Origin of the sequence: Pseudomonas sp. IPO3749 (assembly GCF_013386605.1) — a bacterium.
Classification (GTDB): domain Bacteria; phylum Pseudomonadota; class Gammaproteobacteria; order Pseudomonadales; family Pseudomonadaceae; genus Aquipseudomonas; species Aquipseudomonas azotoformans_A.
On the sequence record NZ_JACARN010000068.1, the window covers coordinates 88043 to 99733 of the forward strand.

Annotated in this window: 6 protein-coding genes and 1 pseudogene; 1 reads left to right on the top strand and 6 read right to left on the bottom strand. The window is 55.2% G+C overall.

Going from position 1 to position 11691, the window contains the following annotated elements:
* Window positions 1-68 precede the first annotated feature (68 nt).
* From HX812_RS24510 to HX812_RS24535, 6 genes and pseudogenes are all read right to left on the bottom strand, one after another.
* Window positions 69-218 (bottom strand): annotated as a pseudogene (locus tag HX812_RS24510) (IS3 family transposase); the annotation flags it as partial.
* Window positions 219-702: 484 nt separating this feature from the next.
* Window positions 703-3597, bottom strand: coding sequence for a CHAT domain-containing protein (locus HX812_RS24515; RefSeq protein ID WP_050572376.1), 2895 nt, complete (start codon window positions 3595-3597; stop codon window positions 703-705).
* Window positions 3594-4175: a hypothetical protein gene (locus HX812_RS24520; protein ID WP_038843336.1), complete on the bottom strand. Its 582-nt coding sequence runs from the start codon at window positions 4173-4175 to the stop codon at window positions 3594-3596. The genes HX812_RS24515 and HX812_RS24520 overlap by 4 nt, the downstream gene beginning before the upstream one ends.
* Before the next feature lie 113 nt (window positions 4176-4288).
* Entirely contained in the window at window positions 4289-4993 is a 705-nt protein-coding gene (locus tag HX812_RS24525) for a hypothetical protein (protein ID WP_152514688.1), read from the bottom strand.
* Window positions 4994-5326: 333 nt separating this feature from the next.
* Window positions 5327-9151, bottom strand: coding sequence for a hypothetical protein (locus HX812_RS24530; RefSeq protein WP_038843332.1), 3825 nt, complete (start codon window positions 9149-9151; stop codon window positions 5327-5329).
* Between the two features lie 778 nt (window positions 9152-9929).
* On the bottom strand, window positions 9930-10541 hold the full coding sequence (locus HX812_RS24535; RefSeq protein WP_038843329.1) for a dTMP kinase: 612 nt from the start codon (window positions 10539-10541) through the stop codon (window positions 9930-9932).
* 190 nt (window positions 10542-10731) lie between these two features.
* On the opposite strand from HX812_RS24535, the gene HX812_RS24540 reads away from it, so the two are divergent.
* Window positions 10732-11601 (top strand): oxaloacetate decarboxylase, encoded by an 870-nt coding sequence (locus HX812_RS24540; protein WP_038843328.1) that lies wholly within the window; start codon window positions 10732-10734, stop codon window positions 11599-11601.
* Window positions 11602-11691 lie beyond the last annotated feature (90 nt).

Sequence of the window (11691 nt, forward strand, 5' to 3'; positions counted from 1 at the left end):
AGGTGGTGTAGAGATGGATGTAAAGTTCCTCTCGGTTTCGCAAACACAGACGGCGCTCATTGTAGTGGTCAATTAATCCCGGACACGACGTTAAGTTTTTCCTCGGCCCGCGCTGGTGCCAACCCCTCGTTGAATTGGTGAGGCCGAATCCAGTTGTAGCGATGCATCAAAAAATGGCTGATATCGCGCTGCGCTTCCTGCGCAGTTCGATGGCCCACCAATGCCGAGTGAACGGCTGGCTTCGATGTAGCTGTAGTTTAGTTTGAGCACGAGGTCGGCGGCCTCGCGCTTGAATTCAGGAGTAAAGGAGCGCCGTTGCTTGGTTATCTGACACCTCGAGCTGGCGAGCATTCTCGCCTAAATGGGTGTCCGGCTTCATTAGACCACTACAAATGTCCTTTTCGTGGCCCTCTATCCCTTTTCGGGTTCGGATATATCTATCCGCCGATTTCATTCTTGATCGATCCATCACTCTGCGTGGTTGTCATCCTAGGATGGGGTCTCATGAGGTCGTTAGTTTACGCTGAGCGCCAATTGAGAAACTCATCGAGGTGATTCAGGATGCTGATTGAGTTTGATCTGAACCAGAACGATGCCGACGTAGGAACTTGGCCGTCGTCCTGCGTTCCAGCAGTGCTGCGTGAAAAAAACAACGCCTGCCTTAGCGTGCAGGCGGCTTCAATCGAATCGCCCTCCTCGCCATTATCCAATGCGTCCAGTCATCACGACATAGGGCGCCCAATGAGCGGCCTGGCTCTGCTCAGTTCTTAAAGACATTTCACGATAATGTTGGCTGAGTCCGATCTGCGCCTGTTGCAACGCACCTGCGATAGCGCGAGGGGATTCAAACGTGTCACACGCCTCGTAAAATACTTTGAAAAACGCCGGTGCACTCTCATCCAAGGTTTCCCAAAGGCTCGATACAACGCTCCCCACGCCTGCGCGTAACAGCGTTAGCGAAAACCCCTCTACGTCCAGATCCTGCCGCGCCGTACCGCACGCCGAAAGCACAAACAACCCAAGATCAGGGGCATTGCTCGCCATTGCATTACGCAATCGACTAATGCTCAGGCTGCCATCAGCGAGCGCCAGTATGGAAAGCATATCGCTGGTTGCGTTGAATGCGGCGTGTGTGGCCAGGTGAAGCGCACTGCTGCCCTTCCCGCTTCGACACAAGTGATCGAGCAGGCGCTCGGTGGTGCAGTCTTCATGGCCGTATGCGCTCAGGCTGCGCGGCTGTGGGCTGGAGGCAAGTACCTCCTGGATCGCCTCACGCTCCAGGGCGGCTCCGGGCAGGTGTGCGCCTGGCAGTTCTGAGCATGCGAATACCGTTACAGTAGGGCCAGCGTGTTGCGCAACGGGCAACTTGCCGTTCGCGGCCGTGTTGAGATACGCAGTGGAAAAGCGCTCAAAAACATATGCTTTGCCATCAAACAGCGTGGCAAACGGAACGCCGTCCAGGGGGCTGTCGGCCTCGATCCACAGGTGGGTGATGCCTTTGAGTGTGTCAGTCAGAGGCTCAATCAAAATGCGGTACAGCGCTGAGGACATCGATAAAAAGCCGCTCTCCTCCATGGCGTGGGATCGGCGAAAAGCGAAGGCCAGCAGGGATATTTCTTGAAAAGAGGTGTCGACTCTATGCGTGGTTGTGGTGTCGCCGACCTGGACAGTGATCGTCACGTACCCATCGGATACCAGATAGCGGATACGTGCATCACCCGGGATCAGCGCCTGCACGGATAAGCTACCCTGGGCTTCGAGCTGCCGGTCTTTGCGTAGCCTGACTTCTGTTTCCAGCGCCTTGTCCAAACCTGACAGCAAGACGCCCATGCGTGCGATGGTGGCTTCGTTCAGATGATCTACCGACGAAATCGAGGCTAACAATGCGGGTATACCCGATCGATTCAGCGCAGCGGCTTCCGCTTTGGTGATCGCAACCGCGGCTTCAATCTCAGGCGGGACGCCTTCACGTCGGGTATACACTCCCCATGCGTCATCCTTGAGCAAAGCAAAAGCCTGTTCGGCTTCGTTGTATCTGCCAGCGAACGTGAGGCCTTGGGCGAGCTTTCGGTGCATGTGGGAGCGCGACCGCAAGTACATGGTCGATCCGGCCGAGCTTGGGAAATCGCCAGGAAATGCCTCCCTGTAGACGGCATGCACCGCCGCTTTGCAGAAGAGCACCGCGGCATGGCGGGCATTGAGTTGCTCAAATCCCTCTACCATTTTCAGACGAATGTCCGAGTCGGGATTCAAAAAGCCTTCCAAAGCTCCGGCATCCGATCTCGTTCCCCAGTGCGAGAACCCTGCGAGCAAACCCCAGGCAAAATAAAACCAGGCCTGTTCAGTCTGACCCAGGCGGGCCTCCGTCATACCGGCACATACCCATACGCGTCCTTCGAACCAGGCTTTTGAGCCAATCCGTCGGCACAGTTGCGCGGCCTTGGCAAACCAGGCTGCCGCGACGCGATAGGCTTCTTGCTGGTCTGCATAAGCTTCTGCGCGATTACCGATATTAAAGAACGCCAGCCCCATGCCACCGTGGGCATGTAGACTTTGGTAATCGGCATCAGCTTGCTGGTCAGGATCCTGATTGTCCCCGGCCAGCTGAATCGTCTCTCCAAACGCTGCGGATGCCCGCTGATCCAGGCCAGCACCCAGCAACGCGTTACCATAATTGTTGAACAGAATGCCTCGATCATCAGCGCCAGTCACGTACTCTGGCGCCTCGCGCGCCGCCCAGACAGCCGTGTGTGCCGATACGACTGCAAGGTTTCCAGACAAGGTGCGATCGAGCGCGATTACCAACCCACTGACATGCAAAAACAGCTCAGACGGTTCGCGTTCTGTCGACATGCCATGAAGCGCGGCCATCAGGGCCATACGCAACGTATAGGGGGTGTCCTCCATGTGGAGCGCTTCATGGCATGTAGCAGTCGCCCAGCCAATGACCGCCTGCAGCGCCGTCGCGCCATATACCGTGTCGCTGAGCGTCGCTGCCTGGTCCATGCGGTCGAGCGTGGTGTTCAGATCCCCCCTCCAAGCATGCGCTGCCGCCGACAATCTCAGGCAACAATCCGCTATCGTTGGCTCAACCTGATGAATCTCACATAACCGACAAGCAATCTCCAATAGACGGGTTGCTCGATAGCGCCTTCCAGTTTCGTCCAGGGCCATGGCAAGCTGCATGAGTGTTGCCGCCATGGAAGATCCGGTGCCGCGCTCTCGTCTGCAGATGGAGAGCGCGAGACGTTGCGCTCGTACCGCATGATGGGGTTTTCCGTCGTCCAACAGACAATGTATTCCCCAGTCGTGCAAAAGCGCACAGCGGTCGAATGAACGCTTATCGAACAGAACCCCGGACAACCAGACCAGGAATGCTGCTTGTCTATTCACGGTCAGCGATGCATCGGGCCTTGCCAACAATGTGCGAGATAACCATTGCTGCGCATTACTGAACAGCTCGATGGCACGCCCATTTTCACCTGCCCCGATTTTTCGGGCCAACGTGACGAGCTCTTTCTTCCCTTTCATCCTTGGATGGTTGAAAACAGATAGGCATTCTCGGAAAAACTTGTTTTCTTTCATCGCGATGTTCACACGCCCTGCGAGATCCAGCAGCCATTTTCCCCGTGCCGGACAAGCGCCATGGTTTCGGATCGAGTCGGGTAATCAGCGAGTCGCTCCAGCAACGCCTTGACGTCACCGTTTTCACCGTAACGAGCCTCGTAAGCGTCTTGAAGAGCTTCCAGGGTGGCTCCGCCCGAATCCTTGCGTAACAGCATTAAGACGAAGAATTCATGCTCCTCAAGCCGCGCTCCTTTTTGATACATATTGAGCGCGACTTTGATCAGTTTTCTGCCCGCCGAAAAAGCCAATGCCGCCATCTTGGCGTCGGATGCATGGCCAGATGAAGCCAACACGGATGCGGAGATCACATCCCGTAGAACAGACGCTAGGCTGTTTAGCAACTGCAGGTCCGCATCCCGAATAACCCAGCGCGTGGGTTTAAACACTGCGCGATGAGTGCTATCACCTGCGACCTTGGACGAATCCACTCGCCATTCATCTATCAGCGTTTGTGCTACGACTTCAGCGTTATCTCCCAGTCCAGTGCTGTTCAGGTGCTCAGTCAGAAACGTGATCGCATCTGCGCGATCGAAAAATTGGTATGTCAAAGCTCTACTCCGTCGAATGAATGGGTCGGGCGTGCATCGTTCAGAAAAACGAGCAGGTAACGCCGTCAGCGGTTCATTGCGAACACGGCTCTTTGCCTGCTTGTTGGTGGACTTTATGACTCCGGCGAATCGGTGGGTTCCCGGCGCTCAGATTCCGGATCCGCGACGGGTGGTGTGCGATTGATGGTGTCGGCTGAATAGATCAGCGTCCTGATGTCTGTGCCCAGAAGGTTTTTTTGGCCCTGATCGAAGGTACTGATAACCGTCTGAATATTGTCCACCACGTTCTGGTCGATCAGATCGTCTTGAGAGCTCACTTTCTGCTTCAGGATGTTCACGATGGCGGAATGTGCTGTGGCAGCAAGGCCAAAACCCTCTTTGGTCTTGAACATATTGATGAATATGGCGTGGTTGGGGCTTGTGCTACCCAGGATGCCTACCCACTCAGGCTCGGTTCGTTCCGCAGATCCGTAGTATTCCAGGGCCGTGGATTTGGCCTCTGGGTACAGTTCGTCAGAGCTCTGGGTAATTCTGCGAATGAAATCTGCATCCATGGCGTCAGCGGGTTCGAACTTGATGGCCATGAACCGTTCCCAGTCATGGAGCCAGCTGAACAGCTCGCTCAGCTGCGCGATTGAAAAGAGCTCATTCGCCAGTCGGACGGTACGTCCCCTGACGTCAAGCCCATGCCCTTCACCCCAAGCAAAGCGAAAATAAAGGCCGCGTTCTGGCACCCGAAGATCGATATGTATCGGGCCTGCGGGATAAAGCCGATGGGCAATGCCAAGTCCAATCGCTTTATTTTCAGGAAATCCCATTATGATCATCCGCGTGGCGTCCATGGCATCAATGAGAGCGCACGAGGCGCTCTCCTACGACTGTTCGGATACGCGGTAAAGCAGGCATGCTTTTCCTTCGAGAGCAGCGGCCCTCTCACGCTCCATCTGTTTTTGAATAGCTTAAGGTCCATACGTCACCTTTGAATGCTTACGCACATGCTATGCGGTTGGCGAGTAAGCTTCCGGTTACCGCTGCATCGCCGGCGCTCCACCAACCTGACTCGGTGACTCCGACGCTTGTGAGTCCCTCGTAGAGAGAGAGCGGTTCGCCACCCCCTCTTCAAGCCACTCAACCGTTGTCAGAATCATTCATTAACTCGATCCCGTTTTCCTCCCGGTCGCCTCTTCAACATCGGGCTGACCGACGCCGAGGAGCTCGGTCTTGATCCAGGTGTCCAGGGTATCCACCTGAACAAATCGGGTGGAAACAGGGTACGGTGTATGAACCATCCAGTAGTACAGGTCGCGACTCACATAAAGCTCGACGTCTTCGCAGACTTCAACGCTGGATTGCGGCCACTCCAGCAGCTCAAGCATTCGTGACCGATGCTTTTCAAGAAACTGCCTACGCCTCAAGATTCGACTGAATTGCCCTGCCTTGTCATCTTCGGCCTTACCAAAGATGCGATCGCGCAACCGGCGACCATCCTTGACCGTAAAGGGCGGCTGGTTGTACTTGCACTCTACGGTCGCGATCACATTGGTCTCTGGCCAATACGCCAAGACATCGAAGTCGCCCACATCTTCAAAGCCCTCTTTTCGAAAGCGCTTGAAAAAATCAATGCCCCTCCAAACGTATGGGGTATGACGAAGAAAGATTTCCTCCGTCCGGTGCTCCAGGCGTTTTTCAATGCTTTCTTTCACGCCACGGATAACAGGCTCGACGTGTTGCCAGCCGAAATCTGCGGGTAGGTAGCCATCCCGTACCGTTGACATCCAGAGGTTCATCGCTCGGCTGGCCGTCTCTGCTCCCCATCTTAGATTCTCGCCATCACGTACCAAGGGTCGAATGGTGTAGCGATGAATCCGCTTGTTATGTTCCCAATAGGGAACATCGCCTTCGTCCACGTCTTTCTCAGCCAGCCTGCGAATGCCAGAGTCCGATAACGTCAGAAAGGCCACAATTTTCTCGGCGTCGACGAGATCAAGATCGTCGATGCTGTCTACCAGCCCTTGGGCGACGTGACTAGGTGTTGCCGTGTAAGAAAGCGACAATTCACTCGCAAAGCCGTGTCGCTGAGCTTGTGACAAGACGGTGAGCGCGACAATCAAAGTGTCCAAATCGAAGCCTACGTCAGCGATGAAAGCACGTTTAAGCGGCTCAGAGGACAGCAGCTCTTCAGACTCACCTTCAACTGCATCTTGCTTGTTTGCACCCTGCCCCAGCCTGATCCTGGCGTATTCTCGTGCGAAGGTAGTCTCTCGGTCATCTGAGCCTTGTGAATAAAATACGGTGGGGATATAAGCGTCATCGATCTCGACGCCTCCCACGTCTATCCCGTTGTGAAGGACGTTGCTGGCGCCGGTCAGCACCATCAGCCAGTCAACAAGACCAATCAGTTCCTGTAGAGCCTCCTTTGTCACTTCGCCGTCCCCCGTCATTGGCGAGCTCAGCGTTTTTTCCAGTAGGTATCGATAGTGCCGAGCCATTACGCCAAAGTCTTTGCGTGCCTCTTCGATCGCATCCAAGCGATCGTAATCCACGGCATGACTAAGGCTTTGGCGTGCACGCTCGATTTTTTGCCTTTCGGCTACAAGGTGTGCCTCGTGCTGCTCCACGCACGCCTGTATCAACTGATGCCTGTCGAGCGATGCGAGCCGGCGTTCGAGATGACTGCGAAGGCTAGCTCCTGCAGGGTCAATTCTGGTTTTTGCTTCCGACAGTTCGTAACGACCTGGCACCAGTCCAAGCGACTGGATTTCTTTGGCCAGTTGTTTGCGAGCGCGCTTGTAGTCCGATAGCGAAGGTCCGATGGGAACCACGTGGTCAGGAACGTCTACGCGCCTGACGACCACGTTCAGCTGATATCGAGCAGCTTGCATGGTTCGAGGTGCGACGCGTTGTTCTAGAGCGTCTGGCAAACGCAGGCCCATGGCTGCATGACACTTCTCAAGCACTTCCAGCAGGCAGCGGACCTCGAATGTGCCGTCTACGGCGCCGTTGAGGCCGGCAAGCACTGCGGCGATATCGATTTTCAGATGAAACAGGCCAGGGTGCGAGTCATCTGCTACAAGTGACGTGACCACGGATGCAAATTCGCCAAGGGGCCTGGGGACTTCAATCATCTCCACAGCGCCAAAAGCATCCGGCGTGCAAGAAAACAGGATATGCGGCTGCTGAAATAGCGCGACGTCCGGCAGCAGCTCGCCGCAACGGTATCCGCAATCCACAAGAAGCTGTGCGAACAGATCAATAATGCGAGCCTCTTCGCGACTCATGCCGCCGGGTACTTCAAGCATGGCCTGAAAGGTACTGGCGCCAATCGAGGTTGAGTACGCGGCCACGTGATGGTGCCTCGAGTGGAGCCCGGTTACTCCAGTGGTCTGGGAGAACAGCTGCCACCCGGATGAACCATCCGGGAATATCGCCGGTGCCTGTGACCAGAAATCCGAAAGCACGATGAAGCGCCAGGAGGTTCCCCAGTGCGGATCCAGTCCGATGAAGTTCGGTGCAATAGCGCCATCGACCAATACGCCATGGGTATCCCGGTAGGACGCAAACAGATCAACCGATCCGCGAGAAAACGGGCCGACCGTACGTGCCTGATCGTCAACGTATCGCCAGTAATGGTGCAGATCATCCAGATCCCGGAGACTATCGAAAATGGAGATGAAGTCTGCCAACGGGATTAATCGTGTGGGTGGTTTCGGCAGGTCAATCATCCCAAAACCCGTGCCCTTCAACGTCGGGACGAGGATGATATGAAGCTTGTCAGCGGTGAGGTCTGGCCCATTCTGGGACAATTCAGCGCCCTGCTCGCCCGCGAACCGAAACGATAGAGAGGCTCTGCGCCTCACTTTGGCATAAACATCTGCTGCCGTGGCAGCAAGCCGCTCAACCGATGCGTGATCGCACGCGCAGACTAGGTACACGCCCGAATCATCAGAGACGATGCAGCTGACGGGCAGATCTTTGCAAACCTTGCCGTCAACCAGCAGCGTCAAAGGTCCCATCACTGTCTCTACAAATCGCTCGGCAACGAACAATGCGAGCTTTCGATGCGCTTGAACGCTCACATTGCCAGTGCTGCTGCGAGCCCAGTGATCAATCAGGACGCCTGGCGCATTGCGCACGGACATAGGAAACCAAACGTCCTGAGCATCCAGCGCGAGAAATGGCAGCGCACTACCCTCCATCACAGAGTTTCCGAAACTATCCCACGTCAGTGGTGTTGTAAATCCCCCCAGTGCCGCATCCAGAAAAGTGCCTGCCTTCGCCCGCCACTTGGCAAGATCACGCCCGAGTTCATTCAGCATGGGCTCGCAAGCCAGCCAGAAAGTCTCAGGGACGATTTCGATATGCCCAGTCTCGGTCTCGGTAGCTCCCAGTTGATGAGGATATGAATGGATGATTTGCGATTGAAGAGCGATTACCAGATCCATGTATGCGAGCGCTTCAGGAGCGTGTGCATACGTGATTCGGAAAGCTTCTACAAAATCAGGCGTGCGCTCAATGCAACTGCCGTAGAACATGGGAACGAAATGGCGGCCGAGGCGCGCTTTGACCTGGCCCCAATCGGCCTCTGGCAAAAAATCTTCGAGCATTGGAAACTCAGGCCAGACCGCGTACAGCGCTTCTGTGAAATCTTTGAAATCGGCATAACTGACGATGGCCTTTGCACTGACAGAATCCTCCTGGAGCTCCAACAGCACCCGCCAGGCGAAGATGTGTTTGACCGGGCTGGCGGTGTTGGCAGGCCACAGCTCTGAAACGCTTAACGCCAGCGCCACATCAATGCGGCTGTACTGATGAAACAACGTACGCGTTGCTTTCAACTGTTCGGAAAAGAGCTCTGCAGCTCCTTTGCGGGTGGTGTTCCGCTCTTGGGAACTGGATATTTGGCGCAAAAATGCAGCCGGGTCTATCGCTGCGCTAGCGAGCTTTCGTTCCTTTTTGGCACGAGACTTCTTACCCATATGACCTCTTCCGGTTCACAACAACGCCTCCCACGCAACAGAACAATTTTTGATCCGACGGTGTGGGTGAGAAAAGACAGCGTGATTTCATCGCATGGCCAAGTACGTTGTCATTGCGATGCGAAGCCATGGCCATGACGGTGAAGTTGTGGCCCTGAACCGTTGCCGCTCTTGCACGTTCTCTTTCAAGCGTGTTTTGCCCTCCAGTCTGCTTTATCGTTTCGCAGTTCTGATCTGATTTGCGATTATAGATGATTAATTTTCATTATCTTAGCCAGAACTCAAAACACCCGCCTGAAGGAGGTTAAGCGTCATCAGGCTGCTCACATCGAGTTTAAGATTTATGTATCATCTGAATCGATTCCCCTTTCTGACACAAACGCTCATCACTGTGAAGCCGATCACTTCAGTCACTTTGAATCGCCCCGGATTCTCTAGAGACCTTCGAGCCTAACAATTTAGGCTGTTGGGAGGTGCCATGAGCGAACCGCGCCGGGGCAAACCACGCTGCTCAATTCTGAGCCTGCCAAGTTCTGCCAGATTTTCAACCAAGTCCCAAAGCATATTTTTTGAACTGGCATCCATCAGCCTCTGGACTGGGACCGTGAGAGGTCGGGGCGGCGAGGCTAGGGATGTCGGGGAAACTGGGTCTATGAACATCAATTGATGAACAGGCGCGTTGATCTCTAGAGCAGTTAGCCAGTAGTTTCAGGCTCATGAGCTGCTTATGAACATCTGACATCGCCCACTTGTTAAATTCCGTATCTGGCTGTTCGTATCACCGCACTATTTTCCGGATCTCAGCCACTACCTGCTTCACCGCATCTTCGACCGTACCTTCATTGCGGCACAGCACCCAACCATGATCTGCAACGGCTCTCTCGAACCTCTCGGTACACACGACATGCTCTGAGTACTTGTGGATCACCGTGCCACCCAATCCACGTGATCGTGCCGTTGCCCTTGCCCATGAAATATCCGGCGCGGTGACGACTCCAACATGCAGATCCGGCACTCGCACGTTGCGCTCCAGATTCATCTGGAGAATCTCTGCAAATGGGATGGTGTGTCTAAACGCAGCATCAGACGGATACCAGCGATCCATCAGGATAATGCTGCCCCGCGGCTGCTGAGCCAGCACGTTCCGGGAAATCCAGCTACGACTGTCAGCAAAGCGTTCGCACACAGCCCATTCCATTTCCTGCGAAGAATTCCTGGCCAGTTCGTTAACAATCGCCATGGTTTCCCTTCTGTACGGATCGCTTTTTCTCTCGCACAGTCGGATGACTTTCTTATTGTCTGCCCTCAGCGCTGCCGTTACGGCCTCCAGCAGCGTGGTTTTGCCGGTGCCTTTAGGCCCGTCCAAAGAAACAAAAAACGTAGAGTTCATTTTTCACACAGCACTTGAGGCAATGCTGACCACTCTAACTGCATTTCTGGAATTCAATCAGCTCATCCTGGCATTAGCCCCCACCCTAATGCTGAAACGTCATCATCTCCCCTCCACCCGCATGTTAATCTCGCCCCACCACGAATAGACATTGATCGTCACAAGACGATGACCAGAACCAGGAAAGCCCATGCCAAAGATTTCTCACTCAGCCCTGCGCCGTACCTTCCGTGAATTGCTTGCCACCCCAACCTGCGTTGAAACCGCTTCCGTCTTTGACCCGATGTCGGCGCGCATTGCCGCTGACCTGGGTTTCGAAGTCGGCATCCTCGGTGGCTCCGTTGCGTCGTTGCAGGTATTGGCCGCACCCGATTTCGCGCTGATCACCCTGAGTGAGTTCGTTGAGCAAGCCACACGTATCGGGCGTGTCGCCCAACTGCCGTTCATTGCCGACGCCGACCACGGCTACGGTAACGCGCTGAACGTGATGCGCACCGTCGAAGAGCTTGAGCGTGCCGGTGTGGCCGCGTTGACCATTGAAGACACGTTGCTGCCCGCGCAGTTCGGCCGCAAGTCCACTGACCTGATCTCCATCGAAGAAGGCATCGGTAAAGTCCGCGCCGCGCTGGAAGCCCGTGTTGATCCGCAGCTGTCGATCATTGCCCGGACCAATGCCGGTGTGCTGCCGACCGAAGCCGTCATCGAGCGCACCCTGGCGTATCAGAAAGCCGGCGCCGATGGGATTTGCATGGTCGGTGTAGCGGACTTCGAGCATCTGGAGAAGATCGCGGAGAACCTGACGGTGCCACTGATGCTGGTGACTTACGGTAACCCCAAGCTCAATGATGCCAAGCGCCTGGCAAGTCTCGGCGTGCGTGTGGTGGTTGCTGGCCACGGCGCTTACTTTGCCGCGATCAAGGCGACTTATGACAGCCTGCGTGCCCAACGCCAGTTGACCCACAGCACCGATAACCTCAGTGCTACCGAGTTGACGCACACCTACACCTTGCCGGAAAACTACGTGGCGTGGGCTGAAGAGTTCATGGACGTCAAAGAGTAAAGCGCCCCGCTCCGCTTTCCTTGCTGGCAAAAAAAGTTCCAACGCCCCGGTTGATCAATGGCTGTCGAGGGCGCTGGAACAAAACTGAAT

Bases quoted from the DNA above. Each gene is read 5' to 3' on its own strand.
- HX812_RS24525 (WP_152514688.1), bottom strand. From the start codon at position 4,993: ATGGGATTTCCTGAAAATAAAGCGATTGGACTTGGCATTGCCCATCGG.
- HX812_RS24530 (WP_038843332.1), bottom strand. From the start codon at position 9,151: ATGGGTAAGAAGTCTCGTGCCAAAAAGGAACGAAAGCTCGCTAGCGCA.
- HX812_RS24535 (WP_038843329.1), bottom strand. From the start codon at position 10,541: ATGAACTCTACGTTTTTTGTTTCTTTGGACGGGCCTAAAGGCACCGGC.
- HX812_RS24540 (WP_038843328.1), top strand. From the start codon at position 10,732: ATGCCAAAGATTTCTCACTCAGCCCTGCGCCGTACCTTCCGTGAATTG.